15 protein-coding genes are annotated in these 16,954 nt (G+C 44.8%); 8 read left to right on the plus strand and 7 right to left on the minus strand.

The window, feature by feature from the left end; genetic code table 11:
• The first annotated feature begins 31 nt into the window (after window positions 1-31).
• Window positions 32-2,677, plus strand: a complete 2,646-nt coding sequence (locus RMO68_RS01190; RefSeq protein ID WP_310438878.1) for a PhnD/SsuA/transferrin family substrate-binding protein — start codon at window positions 32-34, stop codon at window positions 2,675-2,677.
• On the opposite strand, the gene RMO68_RS01195 is transcribed toward RMO68_RS01190, so the two are convergent.
• Genes RMO68_RS01195 through prfB form a run of 3 tightly spaced genes read right to left on the minus strand, consistent with a single transcriptional unit; the run spans window position 2,674 to window position 5,117 of the window.
• Window positions 2,674-3,285: a fumarylacetoacetate hydrolase family protein gene (locus RMO68_RS01195; protein ID WP_310438879.1), complete on the minus strand. Its 612-nt coding sequence runs from the start codon at window positions 3,283-3,285 to the stop codon at window positions 2,674-2,676. The two genes, RMO68_RS01190 and RMO68_RS01195, sit on opposite strands and share 4 nt — an antisense overlap.
• Complete coding sequence (locus RMO68_RS01200; RefSeq protein ID WP_310438880.1) at window positions 3,266-4,048, minus strand: arginyltransferase; 783 nt, start codon at window positions 4,046-4,048, stop codon at window positions 3,266-3,268. The genes RMO68_RS01195 and RMO68_RS01200 overlap by 20 nt, the downstream gene beginning before the upstream one ends.
• Window positions 4,008-5,117 carry a peptide chain release factor 2 gene (gene prfB, locus RMO68_RS01205; protein ID WP_310438881.1) on the minus strand — a complete coding sequence of 370 codons (1,110 nt, stop codon included), beginning with the start codon at window positions 5,115-5,117 and terminating at the stop codon, window positions 4,008-4,010. The genes RMO68_RS01200 and prfB overlap by 41 nt, the downstream gene beginning before the upstream one ends.
• Window positions 5,118-5,173: 56 nt before the next feature.
• Between prfB and panC the strand changes: the two genes are divergently transcribed.
• Together panC and RMO68_RS01215 are read left to right on the plus strand one after the other, a co-directional pair.
• The gene (gene panC / locus RMO68_RS01210; protein ID WP_310438882.1) at window positions 5,174-5,995 is read left to right on the plus strand and encodes a pantoate--beta-alanine ligase; all 822 of its coding nucleotides are present in this window, start codon (window positions 5,174-5,176) and stop codon (window positions 5,993-5,995) included.
• A 1-nt stretch (window position 5,996) separates the two neighbouring features.
• The gene (locus RMO68_RS01215; protein ID WP_310438883.1) at window positions 5,997-6,521 is read left to right on the plus strand and encodes a hypothetical protein; all 525 of its coding nucleotides are present in this window, start codon (window positions 5,997-5,999) and stop codon (window positions 6,519-6,521) included.
• Here RMO68_RS01215 and RMO68_RS01220 read toward each other — a convergent pair.
• Genes RMO68_RS01220 through flgB form a run of 4 tightly spaced genes read right to left on the minus strand, consistent with a single transcriptional unit; the run spans window position 6,508 to window position 9,566 of the window.
• On the minus strand, window positions 6,508-8,307 hold the full coding sequence (locus RMO68_RS01220) for a penicillin-binding protein 2 (protein ID WP_310438884.1): 1,800 nt from the start codon (window positions 8,305-8,307) through the stop codon (window positions 6,508-6,510). The genes RMO68_RS01215 and RMO68_RS01220 overlap by 14 nt on opposite strands.
• 14 nt (window positions 8,308-8,321) lie before the next feature.
• Window positions 8,322-8,624 carry a flagellar hook-basal body complex protein FliE gene (gene fliE, locus RMO68_RS01225; protein ID WP_310438885.1) on the minus strand — a complete coding sequence of 101 codons (303 nt, stop codon included), beginning with the start codon at window positions 8,622-8,624 and terminating at the stop codon, window positions 8,322-8,324.
• Between the two features lie 8 nt (window positions 8,625-8,632).
• On the minus strand, window positions 8,633-9,127 hold the full coding sequence (gene flgC, locus RMO68_RS01230; RefSeq protein WP_304741810.1) for a flagellar basal body rod protein FlgC: 495 nt from the start codon (window positions 9,125-9,127) through the stop codon (window positions 8,633-8,635).
• A gap of 10 nt (window positions 9,128-9,137) precedes the next feature.
• Entirely contained in the window at window positions 9,138-9,566 is a 429-nt protein-coding gene (gene flgB, locus RMO68_RS01235) for a flagellar basal body rod protein FlgB (protein WP_310438886.1), read from the minus strand.
• Window positions 9,567-9,692: 126 nt separating this feature from the next.
• On the opposite strand from flgB, the gene RMO68_RS01240 reads away from it, so the two are divergent.
• The 5 genes from RMO68_RS01240 (at window position 9,693) to RMO68_RS01260 (ending at window position 16,933) form a co-directional block, all read left to right on the plus strand.
• Complete coding sequence (locus tag RMO68_RS01240; RefSeq protein WP_310438887.1) at window positions 9,693-10,871, plus strand: FtsW/RodA/SpoVE family cell cycle protein; 1,179 nt, start codon at window positions 9,693-9,695, stop codon at window positions 10,869-10,871.
• Window positions 10,868-11,881, plus strand: coding sequence for an undecaprenyldiphospho-muramoylpentapeptide beta-N-acetylglucosaminyltransferase (murG, locus tag RMO68_RS01245; protein ID WP_310438888.1), 1,014 nt, complete (start codon window positions 10,868-10,870; stop codon window positions 11,879-11,881). The genes RMO68_RS01240 and murG overlap by 4 nt, the downstream gene beginning before the upstream one ends.
• A gap of 103 nt (window positions 11,882-11,984) precedes the next feature.
• The gene (gene leuA / locus RMO68_RS01250; protein ID WP_310438889.1) at window positions 11,985-13,652 is read left to right on the plus strand and encodes a 2-isopropylmalate synthase; all 1,668 of its coding nucleotides are present in this window, start codon (window positions 11,985-11,987) and stop codon (window positions 13,650-13,652) included.
• A gap of 192 nt (window positions 13,653-13,844) precedes the next feature.
• Window positions 13,845-16,394, plus strand: coding sequence for an alanine--tRNA ligase (gene alaS / locus RMO68_RS01255; RefSeq protein WP_310439105.1), 2,550 nt, complete (start codon window positions 13,845-13,847; stop codon window positions 16,392-16,394).
• A complete protein-coding gene (locus tag RMO68_RS01260) occupies window positions 16,394-16,933 on the plus strand; it encodes a hypothetical protein (protein WP_310438890.1) in 540 nt (179 codons plus the stop codon). Before alaS ends, RMO68_RS01260 begins: the two co-directional genes overlap by 1 nt.
• Window positions 16,934-16,954 lie beyond the last annotated feature (21 nt).

The raw sequence follows: 16,954 nt of genomic DNA on the forward strand, positions 1-16,954 counted from the left end.
AATTATTTTTACGATGCGCTATAATGAACCTATGAGAAATCGAATATATATCCTTTTAGTAACAATGTTTTTTTCCCTTTTTTGTACTCTCTTAGAGGCAAAAGAGTCTGTAAAAATCGGTGTTTTGGCACATAAAAATTATGACTCTACCCACAAGATGTGGGATCAGACTGCTGAATATTTAAATACGCAAATACCTGAATACGAGTTTCATATTATTCCGCTTCGGTTTGAAGAGTTTTATCCATATCTACGTGACAAGAAAATTGATTTTGTCATCACGAATTCAGCTTATTATGTTGATTTAGAGAATAAATACGGGATTTCTCGAATTGCGACACTTAAAAACAGAGATTTAAACGGGAAAGCGCAAACTGAATTCGGTGGAGTTATATTTACACGTTCGGACAAGAGCGATATTAAGCAACTCGGTGATATCAAGAATAAATCATTTGCGGCGGTTGATGAGAGTTCATTCGGCGGATGGCTGATGGCACTACGGGAATTAAAAGAGAATCATATTGAGCCGCATGATTTGAAAACAACATTTTACGGTACCCATGAAGCGGTTGTTTATGCGGTATTAGATGGAAAAGCTGAGTCAGGAACCGTTCGCACCGATACGTTAGAACGGATGGTTGGTGAGGGAAAAATTGATTTAAACGACTTTGCCATTATCAATCAAAAAAATTATCCTAACTTTTATTATCTCTCCAGTACCAGACTCTACCCTGAGTGGCCGATAGCTACCGCAAAACATACTTCCGGTTCATTGGCTGAAAAAGTGGCCGTTGCATTAATATCGATGAGTGAAACTTCGAGTGCGGCACGTGATTCTAATAGTTTGGGATGGACGATACCGCTCGATTATCAAAGTATTCATGAATGCCTTAGAGAGCTTGAAGTAGGACCCTATAAACATCTTAAAGAAGATGCCTTTAGCTATTTTATAGAACAATATTGGCCTTATATTCTAACGGCTCTTGTATTTTTATTGGTCTCGTTAGGGGTAAGTGTTTATATTGCTAGAATGAATACAAAATTAAATGAAGCGCATCAAAGTCTTGAGTTACTGAATACGTCGTTAGAGGAAAAAGTTCTCGAAAAAACGCAACATTTATATGAAAAAACGGGAAAACTCGAAGAAGCTTATACGAATGAGAAATATCTTCGCAGTATTCTGCGAACGGTAGCGGATGTTAATCAGATGTTGATTACAACACGTTCAATCGATGAACTGGTCGATAAATCAACGCTGTGTCTTAGTTCAAACGAATCGTTTAAAAATGCAAAAATTTTGCTTGTTCGGCAGGGAGAACTGGTCGTTGCTTCTTCCTACGGTGTAGGAGAACATAAAAATATTACAGCGATCGACCATAAAGCTTATGCTGAGGGGATCAACCTTATGATCACCGATATGCACGATGAGATATTAAGTGAAGAGTGCAAACAAAATGCACTTAAATACGGTATAAAAGGGATTTATGCTTTGCCGTTGAAAAGCAGTACTTTTGCGGATGAGGTGATCGGGGTATTGAGCATTTGTACGGGGCGTGAGAACGGTTTTAGTGTTGAAGAGCAGAAGATGATAGAAGAGCTTGCAGGAGATCTGGGATTTGCCCTTAATTCGTTTACACAACAGCAGCAGATTGATACGCTTCATGAAGATCGGTTAAAAAGTTACCAAAGTTTTATTGACGCTATGGTGAACATGATCGAACAGCGTGATACCTATACCGCGGGGCATACGGTGAGAGTAGCTTATTATGCGGAGCTGATTGCCAGAGAGATGGGTCTTCCTGAGAAGGAGATCCAAAAATTGGTAGAGTCGGCAAAACTGCACGATATCGGTAAGGTTGTTACCCCGGATTCGATATTGCTTAAACCCGGGAAATTGACCAAACTTGAATATGAACTTATTAAAGAGCATGCGAAAGCAGGATACGAGGTTCTATCAAACGTCCATTTGTATAAAGAACTGGCAGAAATCATGATTGATCACCATGAACGCTATGACGGAAGCGGATATCCGTATGGCAAAAAAGGGGGAGAAATCTCGTTACTTGGACATATTATGGCGGTTGCCGATTCGTTTGACGCGATGACCACCAACCGCATTTATAAACCTCGAAAAGAGGTAAAAGAGTCCTTGGTCGAGCTGAACGAACTCAGTGGTACGTGGTACCATCCTGCGGTCGTAAACGCCGCATCAAAAGTTCTTGCCGATATCACTATTGATACATCAATCAATCAAATGGGTTCCAGTGCATTAGAAGAAGAACGGCTGAGTTATTTTTTCAAAGATAAGTTAACCAAACTTTACAATGAAGACTATTTTATGATGACCCTCAGCGGTCGTTTGCCGTACGCTAAGCCGAAGATGTTTTGTATTATCTCGTTGGTTGATTTTCATCACTACAATAAAACGTACGGTTGGGAGAAGGGGAATGATCTTATCGCTAAATTTGCGGTATATCTGTCTGAGAAACTTCCGGAATACCTTATTTTTAGAATATGGGGGGATCGGTTTGCGATAGCGGATTTCGAGGGAGACACCGATGCTTTGCTTAAAGAATCTCCCTTAAGTCGCGAGGGTGTTAACGTGAAGATAAAAGAGATTGCCAGTATTTCAAATAATTTGGAGGAGCTTATGAGAGACAAGAGGGAGAGTTACTAAGGAAGGACACTCCATCGGCTCTCAATTAACAGAGAATCATAACTGTAAATGCGTCCCACAAATTCATCTCCGGTTTTGTAGGTTGCTACCCCTTTCGGGGTTCCGCTCATAATAATGTCACCATCTTCAAAGCGCATAAAGCTCTCAATCTCCTCTATCATTTCTAGCGGTTTATAGATCATCAGTTCATAGGTCGCTTCTTGTACTAATACTCCGTTAATGTGGAGTGTCATCCGAAGCGATTCGAGTGCCGTATTCAAAGGAACAAAGTTGCCTAATACCGCCGAACCGTCGAATCCTTTGGCACGCTCCCACGGAAGTCCTTTTGATTTGAGGTGGTTTTGAAGCTCGGCTTTGGTGAGATCAAGTCCGAAACCGATCCCTGCAATGGTACCGTCCATCATCAAAAAGCAAATTTCCCCCTCATATCGGGTGTCAGGAGTTATGAACCGTAAGGTATCGGTGATAGCAGAGTTGGGTTTGTTGAAGATCACCATGGAAGAGGGGATTTCATTATTCAGTTCTTTGATGTGTTCGACATAGTTGCGTCCGATACAAACGAGTTTAGAAGGGGCAAGGGGTACGGAATTAAAGTGGACTAGGTTCATTTTGCTCTTTCCATATCGGTACTTCATCTTCTTCGGGTCTTCCTGAAAGTTCAAGTGAAGGGGTATAGTCGCTTTTGTACGCCAAGCTTTGACACCCCTCGACGTAATATCCCAAATAGATCCATTTTAACCCTAGGCGGTGTGCAAATTCGATTTGTTGCAAGAGGGTATAGCGTCCCAGTGATTGCCCGTGATATTCGGGATCGTAATAACAATACAGAGCGCTTATCCCCTCTTCTAGTATGTCGATAAGATCGACAGCAATAAGTTTATCTCCGTCAAAATAGAGAACCTCAAAGCCAAAATCGCCGTGTCCCTGAACAAAAGAAGCATAGTAGTTTTTAGGATCGCTTTTCGGTGCATCCCAATTGCGTGTTTTGTGTTTGTAATGATGGTAACACTCAAAGAGGCTTAAGTGTTCGCGCGTCAGGGTCGGTTGGCGAATAACGGTGGTGAGATGGGCATTTTTACGTAAGATTCGGCGATCGGATTTTCTAAACTTATAACGTTGAACATCAATTTTGAGACTATTGCACTCACGGCAATCTTGGCAAATAGGGCGAAAATACATGGATCCGAATCGGCGCCATCCTCGTAGAATAAGGGCTTCACATTGTTCTTTGGTACACTCTTGGATTATTTTATAGTGAATGCTTTGCGAATTTCCGCTAATGTATGAGCATGGCTCATGGAGCGCACACTCTTTGAGAATGGTATTGGGGTTATTCGTCGTCATCTTTGCGGCTAAGAGAAATAAGGACACCTTCGATCATCTCATCAATATCCCCATCGAGAATGGCACTGATGTTGGAGTAAGGAATTCCTGAACGGGTATCTTTTACTTGCTGATAGGGAGCGAGGACGTAAGAGCGGATTTGATGTCCCCAGCCGTTTTCGCTTTTTTCGATTCCATCAACCGCCGCTTGTTTTTTCTCCATCTCTAACTCATAGAGACGGGATTTTAGCATTTTAAAGGCGGTCGCTTTATTTTTATGCTGAGAACGGTCGTTTTGGCACTGTACGACGATTCCACTCGGGATATGGGTAATACGGATCGCCGATTCGGTTTTATTGACGTGCTGACCCCCCGCACCGGAAGCACGGTAGGTGTCGATACGGATATCGCGGTCTTCAATCTCGATATCGATATCATCGTCGAGTTCGGGAGAGACCATAACGGAGGTAAAACTGGTATGTCGTTTGGCAGCGGAGTCGTACGGGCTGATACGAACGAGGCGGTGGATGCCGTTTTCATTTTTGAGATAACCGTAAACATTGACCCCTTTGATAAGGAGGGCGGCATCTTTGATCCCTGCCTCTTCACCCGATTGGTAATCGAGCATCTCAACACTAAAGTCGTGGCGTTCAGCCCAGCGAGTATACATACGAAGTAGCATTGATGCCCAATCTTGAGACTCGGTACCGCCTGCTCCCGGGTGGATAGTGACAATCGCATTATGACTATCGTGCTCTCCGGAGAGGAGTACCTCTACTTCCATCGATTTGACATTGTTTTCCAGTGCTTCCGCATCGGCAAAGAGGGATTCAATCGTCTCTTCATCCCCCTCTTCTTTTGCCATATCGTATAAATCGACGGCATCTCCGAGAGTATGGAAAGTTTTTGAATATTTGGCAAGACGGCGTTCTAACTGGGTTTTCTCTTTTTGGATTATCCCTGCCGCATTTGCATCATTCCAAAATCCGTCTGAATTTTCTAACGCTTCAATTTCACTCAAACGAGCCGTAATCTCATCAGGGCGGACAACTCCGGTGACGTTTTGCATCTTAATATTGAGTGTTTTAAGTAATTCGGTATATTCGTAATGATCCACGTATTATCCCTGTGGTTGTATTATAATTGCGATTATATTCTATAGAGGCTAAAACAATGATTATCGCACGTTCCGTATCTGAACTCCGTAGTGCACTTGAGACGTGTAAAGGGGATATCGGTTTTGTTCCGACGATGGGAGCATTACACATCGGACATCGTACTCTTATCGATGCGGCACGCAAAGAAAATGAGTGTGTAGTCGTTTCCATTTTTGTCAATCCGACCCAATTTTTGCCCGGGGAAGATTTGAGCAAGTACCCGCGCCGCGAAGAGGCCGATTTTAAAATCTGTGAGCTGAGCGGTGTCGATATCCTTTTTTACCCCGATGTGAGCGCGATGTACGGCGAAGATGAGGTGCGGATATGTGCCCCTGATGTGAGAGGATTTATTCTTGAAGGCGCTTCCCGACCCGGACATTTTGACGGGGTGTTGACGGTGGTGATGAAACTGCTGAATATGGTACGCCCCACACGGGCTTATTTCGGTAAAAAAGATGCCCAGCAGCTTGCCCTTATTACCCAAATGAGTCACAATTTTTTTATGAATATTGAGATTGTTCCGATGGAGACGGTGCGCGAAAGCGACGGTTTGGCCCTCTCCTCCCGTAATGTTTATCTGAATCCTGTCGAACGTCAAGAAGCCCTTAAACTCTCTGCCGCATTGAAACGTGCAACGAAGATGCTGATGCAGGGAAATACAGAGAGTATTGAAATCAAATCGGCTATGGAGGCTATACTTGAGCCTTTGGATGTCGAGTATGTCGCGATCGTCAATAGAGCGTTTGAATCGATTGATGAGGTGGTAGTCGGCGATACTATCGTATTGGTTGCGGCACGTGTCGGGACGACCCGTTTAATCGATAATGTGTGGATGTAAGATGAAAAAATATGCGGCGATTGTCCTAGCGGCATTGATAATGAGCGGCTGTACCCCTAAAATAGGGAAAGATATTTTTATTGAGCCGCAAGGTAATTTACGATGGGAAAATTCCAAGAGTGAAGTGATGTTGGGGGTATTATCACTTTTGGGTGTTTCTACCAAACAAGGGGAGATCCGCTTGGGTACCGATTTAAAACTTCTTAATAAATGGCACAGCGATATTAAAGTCGTGTCCCTTACCTATACCTTGGCAGATGGAAAAGAGATCATTGCACACGGGGAAGCTAAAACCGGTCTATCGAAATCGTTGGTGATCCCCTCCGACACGCAAAGGGTAATCCCTTTGGAATTTCGTATGGAACCGAAACATTTGAATGCCAATCGAATCCTCGATATTTTGCAATCAAAGCGTAAGCTCTTTGTGCGAGGGGATGCGGTGGTTGAAGTATGGGGAATACAAAAACATTATCCGTTTGAGAAAGAGGTTAGCGCATGGGTAGAAAAGAGTCTTAAGGGCGAGTAGGCTCTTGCGGCATTACTGACATTTCAGTTACTGCCGAGGGATTAGGTATCAGGTATTTTTCCTCAACCATTAAATCTACGATCGCTTTAAAAACCGGCACGGCAGTTATCGAAGCAAAATAAACCGTACGGGGTTCGATCACGGCGATTCCTATGGTATAGCTGTGCTTGGCATCATTGGCAAAACCGATAAAGGAGGTGTGATAGCTGTTGACGTAAGCACCGTTTTTAGCAATATGTGCCGTTCCGGTTTTTCCCCCAATTTCAAGTCCCGGTGTTTTCGCCGCAGTTCCTGTCCCCTCATTGACGGTTTTAATAAGGATTTGTTTCATTCGTGCCGCAGTAGCGGGTGAAATGACTTGAATAGGGGCTTGTATCTGCATCGGAATGGTACGGCCGTTATCGTCATAAAGGGCTTCGACCACCATCGGATTGATGAGTCTTCCTCCGTTATTAAAGACGTTGTAAGCTTTAATCATTTGCATCGCATTGGAGCGCATTCCGTATCCGTAGGAAGTGATCGCTTTATAGAGATAGTTATTGAGTTGGGTAGAACTTGGGATTGAACCCCGTTTTTCATACGGTAGGTCAATACCGCTGAAATGGGTAAACCCAAAACGCTTCAGCCCTTCCGTAAATTCGGCACCGTTGAGTTTCTGAGCCAACTGTGCAATCCCGATGTTGGAAGAGTGGACAATAACGTCTTCAGCACTGATCATACTAAAAGCATGTTCGTCTACAATGGTTTTGCGTCCCATCGTGAAGCGCCCGTTATGTCCGTTGACCATATCGTAGGGGTTAATCAAACCGCGATCAAGGAGAAGGGAAAAAATTATCGGTTTAACAACGGATCCCGGTTCAAAGCTGTACTCGATAGCATTGGTATTGAGAGAAGGGTAATCTGCTGTACGGATATGACTCGGATCAAAACGGTTTGAGCTTGCCAATGCGACAATCTTTCCTGTTTTGGATTCCATGACGGTAGCGATAATCTCATCGGCTTGAAGCTGTTCTTTGATTTGATCGGTAATGGTTTCAATTCTGGATTGGAGCATAATAGGGATATTAAGTTTGACGGTAAGACCGTTGATCTGTCGTTTAGCTTGGCTTTGTTTGTTTAAAATCAGATAGCCGTTGACATCGCGCAACGCTTTTTGGGTTTTGTTTTGTTGAGGATTGAGTTCTTCGTCAAAAAATTTCTCTAATCCTTTAATCCCGTAAACACGGGTATAACCGTCCTCTTCTATTTTACGGGGATAGCCTAAAAGAGGAGTGAGAAGATTTCCGTAAGGATATTGGCGTGCTTCACCGCTTTCTAGTATATTAAGCCCTTGTAAAACACGGTCACCCGAAGGGGTTTCGTATTCGATGAATACTCCTAAACGGCGTAATTCAAAAGCGAGTGTTTTGAGATACATGGCCTCTTTTGGACTGATATGATAGCTGAGTGTGACGGAACCTTTACGGGTGTGAAGACGTTCTCGAATTTCACTCGGCTCGGTTCCGCTGTAGATACTAAAGAGTTGAATAAAGAGTTCTTCTTTATCCGGATCGATATTGCGGGTATTGACGACTGCTTTATAGAGCTTTTGGGTGGTGGCGATGTGGAATCCGTCGGCACTGATGATTGATCCGCGCTGTGCTTTGGTGCTCTCTTCGGAGTATATAGAGGGGATATCCCGATTATGTAAAGCAGTGTAAAGCATGACCGCCAAAAAAATGACGAAACCGAACATGAGAACGAGAAAAAGGGCAAGGATTTTTTTTGATTTATTGGAATGGCGCATGTGAGAAGATTAAATCACATTTGCGTTCGCGTAATTTCTTTATAGGCATTGAGTGCCTTATTTCGTACTTCAAGCATCAGTTTCATACTGATTTCGGCTTTATCGATGGCAATGGCGGCTTGGTGAAGATCTTTTACGCTACCGGTTGCAATATCACTCATTGCCTTCTCGCCGTCAACTTGCATTTGGTTGACGTTTCCGAGAGCATTTTTGAGCTCTTGTGCGAAATCGGTACTGCTTCCCTCAACCGTATTACCACTTTTACTAGCCAGTAAATCGGCGGTGGAAAGAGATTTGATCGATTGAATATTAGCCATTTACTCTGTTATCCTTGTAATATACTAATGGCACTGCCGGCCATGTTTTTTGCACTTTCGAATGCGGCGACGTTCGCTTGATACGAACGTGTTGCTTCGACTAAATCGGCCATTTCGACGACAGGATTAATGTTAGGGTATGCAACATACCCTTTAGCGTCCGCATCGGGGTGAGAAGGGTCGTATTTCATTTTCGGAGCGCTGTCGTCACGGCTGATTTTATCAACAATAACGCTCATAATAGCAGGATTTGGTTTTAAACCGGCTAAACCCTCTTTCAACGGGTCACTGTACCCGAGAGCTGAAGTTTCGTTTTCCAATGCTTTATTGTAAAGTTGATTAAAATCGATCGCTTTAAAAATGACTTCTTGACGGCGGTAAGGGCCACCCTCATCGGTACGTGTCGTTTGTGCATTGGCAATGTTGGAACTGATGGTATTGACACGAACACGCTGAGCTGAAAGCCCATAACCGCTGATGTCGAAGCTATTTAGAAAAGCCATAATCTAATCCTTAAGAGGTCTTGCCCGAAGCGTCTATGACACTTTTGAACAAAGCGGAATCTTTTTTGAGTGCCGCAGTGAGGGCATTAAACATGGTGGAGTTTTTTGCCATTTCGGTTGTTTCAACGTCCAAATCAACACTATTGCCGTCGTTACGTGCCATATGACCGTCTCGAAAAAAGGTAGTCGGTTTGGATGAATCCGAGCCGATCGGTCCCAAGTGAGCACCGTTGGTTTGTGCCATTTGGAGAGTTTGAGATTTGTCTTTAAAAATTTCAGCACTTTTTTGAGCCAATGTATCTTCAAAACTGATATCTTTTGGACGATAAAAAGGGGTGTCGGCGTTGGCAATATTTCCGGCAATAATATCTTGCCGTGCCGCACGGTAGTCCATGGCACTTTTCATAAGCTCATGAGCACGTGAAATATTCAGACCCATCGCCTTCTCCCCTTTCTCTCAATTTCGTTTACAACACTAAAGCAAAAAACATTCCAATTTGCTTTTATCGAACTCTTTTACAAAGAACGATATACTTCTACAAATTATACATTATAAGCTTATAAAATGCCGGATAAAAAATTATTTATTTTAACAACTGCGCTCATTACGATAGGGGTGATATGCTCTTATACACTCTCTGCCTATACGGTTATTTTATTTGAATATAACGATTTCCATTTCGTTATTCGTGAACTCATCGTAGCGGTTATTGCTATTTTTATCATGTGGACGCTCGCACAACTTGATCCCGACATTTGGCTTCACCGACTGGGTCTCGGGTTGTTTTTCGGAGGGATCTTTTTGATGGTCGTTATGCCTTTTCTTCCGGCTTCATTGGTAAGTGAGGTGGGGGGAGCTAAACGGTGGATCAAATTGTTCGGCTTTTCAATTGCTCCGGTAGAGTATTTCAAGATAGGATTCGTTTACTTTTTAGCGTGGAGTTTTTCTCGTAAACTTGGTCATCATGATAATATGGGGATTGCCGAAGAGTTCAAACGGTTTCTCCCTTACGCCGCAATTTTTATTATTGTTATGTTTTTGATTGCTTTTATGCAAAATGATTTGGGACAAGTGGTCGTACTTGCCCTGACGTTGGCATTCATGCTCTTTTTTGCAGGGAGCAGTTTCCGATTCTTTATGACGCTGATTGCAAGTGCCGTAGGATTTTTCCTTTTCTTTATTTTGACGGCAGAACACCGAATCAATCGTATTCTCTCTTGGTGGGCTTCGGCGCAAAGTACAATTCTAGCTTTTTTCCCCGAATCGATTGCGAAACATTTGCGGATTGACAATGCTGAAGAACCCTATCAAATCGGCCACTCACTCAATGCGATCCATAACGGTGGAATTTTTGGGGCAGGGCTTGGGGGCGGAACCTTTAAACTCGGTTTTTTAAGTGAAGTGCACACCGACTTTGTTTTAGCCGGAATTGCCGAAGAGTTTGGATTTATCGGTGTTTTTGGGGTAACGATGCTTTTTGTTATGCTGTTGCATCGGCTCTTCAAAATCGCAAACCGTTCTCACAATGACACCGCCTATCTGTTTAGCTTAGGGGTAGGACTTTTGATCACCTTTGCATTTATGATTAATGCGTACGGTATTAGCGGATTAACACCGATTAAAGGGATCTCCGTGCCGTTTTTGAGTTATGGAGGTTCGGCGATGTTGGCCTCGGCAATCGGGATCGGGATGGTCATTATGGTCTCTAAAAAAATCGAATACAAATCAGGGGATAAAAAGTGAACCTTATCTTTACCGGCGGCGGTACCGGAGGGCATTTGGTTATCGCCCTCTCTTTGGCAGAAAAAGCGCGTGAACAAGGGCATAAAGTGATGTTTATCGGCTCGACTTCAGGGCAAGATCGTCAGTGGTTCGGGGAGAGCCCTATTTTTGATGAGGTTCACTTTTTAGATACGACGGGTGTCGTGAATAAAAGAGGATTTTCTAAGCTGATAGCACTTTGGAAAGTCTTTAAAGCGCTCCTAACTTCACGTGCGCTAATTCGTGCCTTTAAAGCAGATGCAGTCGTGAGTGTAGGAGGATTTTCGGCCGCACCTGCGGCGATGGCCGCGGTTACGACGGGTGTGCCGCTCTACATACATGAACAAAATGCGATTACCGGAAAACTAAACCGATTATTGCGCCCTTTTGCTAAACGCTTTTTCAGCTCGTATGAAGAGGGTGAAAACCGTTGTGACTATCCTGTCCACCCTCGCTATTTTGAAAATTCCCGTATTCGTGATTCGATTAAAACGGTTATCTTTTTGGGGGGATCGCAAGGGGCAAAATTTATTAATGATTTGGCACTTGAGATTGCTCCATGGCTCCAAAGCGGAGGTATACATATTATCCATCAGTGCGGATTAAAAGAAGAAGAACGGGTGAGAGAGGCCTACCATGCATTGGGCATTGATGCGGAAGTGTATGGATTCACGACGCAGATTGCCGAGCTATGCGAGAAGAGCGATTTTGCAATAAGCCGTTCGGGTGCCAGTACCCTTTGGGAACTTTGTGCGGCAAAAATACCCGCTTTTTTTATCCCTTTTCCTCATGCTGCAGCCGATCACCAGTTTCATAATGCACAGTATATATTAAAACATAATTGCGGTTGGTGTGAACGCCAAAATGAGGGATTGAGTCAAAAGCTTCAAGAAGCGATCTTGAGCGATATTAAACCAAAAAGTGAAGCACTTTCTCACCTTATTGCCCCTAACGGTGCGAAGCATATTATAGAAATAATTGAAAACACTTAAACCTGCTGATTACATAATTTTTTGAGCCCCTTTTTGCTATAATTCGCCCACTTATTGCCACCAGCAAGGGCAGTGAGGAGAGAATTATCAAAGGAGTTTCACTATGAAACACACATCCGCGGGCAAATATCGCCCTTATCCTCAAGTTGATTTGCCAAATCGTATTTGGCCATCCAAAACCATCACGCACGCCCCTATCTGGTGCAGTGTCGATCTTCGCGACGGTAACCAAGCGTTGATCACCCCGATGAACTTGGATCAAAAACTCTCTCTCTTCACCCTCTTGCTAAAACTCGGATTTAAAAATATTGAGGTGGGATTCCCCTCCGCGTCGAAAGTGGAGTTCGATTTTTTACGCACCCTTGTAGAGCAAAAATTGATTCCCGATGACGTGACGGTTCAAGTCCTCGTCCAAGCGCGAGAACATTTGATCGACAAAACGTTTGAAGCGTTAGCGGGAGTCAAAAAAGCGATTGTCCATTTGTATAACTCCACCTCGGTAGCCCAGCGTAAAATCGTCTTCGGAAAAGAGCAAGACGAGATTATCGCGTTGGCATTAGAGGGTGTCGATATGGTCAAAGCTCGTGCTGCAAAGCACGACGGTGAAATCATGCTCGAATACTCCCCTGAGAGCTTTACGGGGACAGAACTCGAATTTGCCGCCCGTATCTGTAACGCCGTCACCGATCGATGGGGAATTAGCGCGAGTCGAAAAGTGGTGATCAACCTCCCTGCAACGGTCGAGATGGCGACGCCGAATGTTTATGCCGATCAGATTGAGTGGATGAGCCGACACCTCACCAACCGAGAGCACGTGTTGATCTCGACCCATACCCACAATGACCGTGGAACCTCCGTTGCCGCAACGGAATTAGCATTGTTGGCGGGGGCGGATCGTGTCGAGGGGACGTTGCTCTCCAACGGTGAGCGCACCGGAAACGTCGATATTATCACGTTGGCACTCAATATGTTTACCCAAGGGGTTGATCCAGAGCTTGATTTCAGCGATTTGGAGACGGTGGTGCGCGTTGTAGAAGAGTGCACGGACATGAAAACCCATGAGCGCCACCCGTATGTGGGCGAGCTCGTTTACACGGCATTTTCAGGTTCTCACCAAGATGCGATCAACAAGGGGTTAGCGTATCAGCGTGCTAAAGATGATGCGTTTTGGGAAGTACCGTATCTCCCTATCGATCCGAGCGATGTGGGGCGTAACTACGAGGGGATTATCCGTATCAACTCCCAATCGGGCAAAGGGGGCGTAGCCTACGTCCTCGAAGATAAATTCGGCTACTCATTGCCGAAGAAAATGCACCCTGAAATCGGAACCATCGTTCAGCGTGTGACTGATGAAGCGGGACGTGAACTCACTTCCGAAGAGATTTTGGATATTTTCGAGAAAACCTATTTCGGTGAGCCGCATGACATTGAGTTCGTCGATTACTCGGTGATCTCGGAGAGTGCGAAAGAGCACTCTGCCAAATGTGTGTTGGAATACACCCATAACGGCAAAATGATCCGAAGCGAAGGGCAGGGGAATGGCCCGATCGATGCGTGTAAAAACGCGTTGATGGTGGAGTATTCGCATAATTTTAAAATCCTCTCGTACAGTGAGCATTCACGCGGAGAGCTTTCCAGTGCCGAAGCGGTAGCGTACATCGAGATTCAGACCGAGAGTTTGGATAAATATTTCGGAGTAGGGTGTGATAACGATATCACCGTAGCCTCGATCAAAGCGATGTTCAGCGCGCTTAATCGGGCGTTTTCGTAACTTCTTCTCTACTTTTCTGTTTAGTCAGAAAAGTACCAAAAGATCATACCGTGATCCAAAAACGCTACGTTCTTCTCGGCACGACTGCCTTCAGAACGGCTCTTTGTATTGGATCACGGGAATTTTATAATATTTTTTAACTCCTTCTTCGCTATAATCGCGCAATTTTATCCAAATGAGAGTATGACTATGATGGATGTCCGCGAAGCCTTTTTGGCCTTTTTTGAATCAAAACAACACGCACGGGTTCCGAGTTCTCCCCTTGTTCCTGATGATGCAACCCTCCTTTTCACCAATGCGGGGATGGTTCCGTTTAAGTCAATCTTTACGGGTGATATCCCTATCCCCTCAAATCCTCGCGCTACGAGTGCACAGACGTGTATCCGTGCGGGTGGAAAACACAATGACCTAGAGAACGTCGGTCATACGGCGCGTCACCACACGTTTTTCGAGATGCTCGGAAATTTTAGTTTTGGTGATTATTTCAAAGAAGAAGCGATTGCCCATGCGTGGGAATTTGTTACCGAAGTGATGAAACTCCCTGTTGATAAATTGTGGGTTACCGTCCATGAGAGCGATGACGAAGCTGAAGCAATTTGGAAAAAACACATTGCCGCAGATCGTATTATGCGTCTGGGGGATAAAGATAACTTCTGGCAGATGGGAGATACCGGACCGTGCGGACCGTGTTCGGAAATCTTCGTCGATCAGGGTGCGGAACATTTTAACGGACCTGAAGACTATATGGGGGGAGATGGGGATCGTTTCCTCGAAATCTGGAATCTTGTATTTATGCAGTATGAGCGCAATGCCAAAGGTGAATTGAAACCGCTTCCGAAACCATCTATCGATACGGGGATGGGGCTAGAACGTGCAACGGCAGTCTTAGAGGGGGCATTGAGCAACTACGATTCAACCCTCTTTATGCCGATTATTCGCAAAGTTGAAGCCCTTATCGGTAAACCTTATACCTATGCTAGCGGTGCATCGTATCGTGTTATCGCCGATCATATCCGTACGGCTACGTTTCTCCTTGCGCAGGGGACAAACTTCTCGAATGAGGGGCGCGGTTATGTATTGCGCCGTATTTTACGTCGTGCGGTTCGTCACGGATATTTGCTCGGATTTACCAAACCGTTTATGTTTGAGGTTGCTGATACCGTTGCGGAATTGATGGGGAAACAATACCCTTACATCGTTGAAAAATTGACAGTTTTAAAAGAGCAAATCATGCTCGAAGAAGAACGCTTTTTCAAAACCATTGCATCGGGGATCGAACTCTTTAACGAAGAGCTTAAAAATACCAAAGAGACATTCAGCGGCGAAGTGGCGTTTAAACTCTACGATACCTTTGGTTTCCCTCTCGATTTGACCGAAGATATGCTTCGTGAAAAAAACATGAGCCTTGATGTCGATACGTTTGAAGCACTGATGTCTGAACAGCGTAAACGGGCAAAAGCGGCATGGAAAGGTTCGGGTGATGCGCACGTCGAGGGGGATTTTAAAACCCTCCTTGAGACGTTCGGCCTCAACACCTTCATCGGGTATGCCTACACCAAAGCTCCCGTTAAAATCCAAGCCCTTTTGGGTGAAAATTTCGAGCGTGTTGAACAGCTTCATGCCTATCAGCGCGGTTGGGTACTTCTCGAAGAGACTCCGTTTTATGCGGAAAGCGGCGGACAATCGGGTGATACCGGAATTCTCGGGGATAAAGCGACCGTTACTGAGACGAAAAAATTTCACGGCTTGAACCTCTCTCATATCGAAACTAAAGCGACAGTAAGTGTCGGTGAGAGCATCGAAGCGGTTGTTGATCCTGAGCGTAACGAGATCGCGAAACACCACTCGGCAACCCATTTACTCCATGCGGCGTTGTATGAGATTCTCGGTGAGCATATCTCCCAAGCGGGATCACTCGTTGAGCATAACCGTCTCCGTTTCGACTTCTCCCACCCTAAAGCAATGAGCCACGAAGAGATTGCTCTCGTCGAAGAGCGGGTGAACTATCATATCTTCCATGCGTTGGAAGGGTTGACGAGAGAGATGAGCATCGACGAAGCGAAAAAAAGCGGAGCCAAAGCGCAGTTCGGCGAGAAATACGGTGATACGGTTCGCGTTGTAAACTTCGGCACCGCATCGGTCGAGTTTTGCGGCGGAATCCATGTCGATAACACGGCAACCATCGGAACGTTTGTAATCGTCAAAGAGAGCGGTGTGAGCGCTGGAGTTCGTCGTATCGAAGCGGTGTGCGGCAATGCGGCGTACAACCTGTTCAAACAACAGCGTCATCTCCTCGAAGAGGTAGAAGCATCGGTTAAAAATCGCGATGTATTGGCAGGTATTGAACGTCTCAAAGAGCAGGTTAAAACCCTCAAATCGGAAATGAGCACATTGGCTTCTTCGGCGAAAGAGGAACTCTCCGTTACGATGATGGGCTCTACGGCGGTAGTAGTCGCCGAACTCAGTGCAGGCGATATCAAAGAGCGTATCGATGAACTTAAAAACCAGCACGATTCGGTTGCGGTGATTTTGTTCCAAGTCAAAGAGGAGAAAGTACTTCTTGCGGCAGGGGCTAAAAACACTAGTGTTAAAGCGGGTGACTGGATCAAAGCAATCGCACCGATCCTCGGTGGCGGCGGCGGCGGACGTCCGGATTTTGCTCAAGCGGGCGGAAAAGATGCTTCTAAACTAGGTGAGGCCAAAGAGGCGGCATTGGCGTATGTAACGAAGGAATTGGCATAATGAAAGAATTCTTGATCGAGACGTTTGCTCAACACCGTACATTAATCGTTTTTTTACACGTACTTAGTGCCGTCATTTGGGTAGGCGGGATGATCGCTATCCGATTCGCAACGCACCAATCACTCGCACTCATTAGTGATCCAAAACTTCGTTTAGAGCGTGCGGCGCATACCCTCAAACGTTTATTTAGCATTGTATGGCCGTTTGTTATCATCCTTATTATTACGGCGGTTTTGATGGCTGTGGGATTAGGATTTCGTGCTGCGGCAGTGGACGCTTCAGGCAATGTCATTGATGAATACGCAATGAGTTTGTACAATACGGTACATATCAAAGAGGCGATTTGGCTCGTTATGGCATTGAATTTGGGTGCGATGATGTTTCGTAGACGTAAGGCGGAAGAGGCACTGAAGGCAGGAAATATTGAAGCGGCAAAAGGGTTGCTCGGGATGATTGCCAAATATATGGTTCCGGTGAATATTGTGTTAGGGTTGATTGCGATTTATATCGGTGTATTTTTACGAGGCGCATATTCATAATTTATACGCAATCAGAATAAA

The organism is Sulfuricurvum sp., assembly GCF_031427015.1.
Classification (GTDB): domain Bacteria; phylum Campylobacterota; class Campylobacteria; order Campylobacterales; family Sulfurimonadaceae; genus Sulfuricurvum.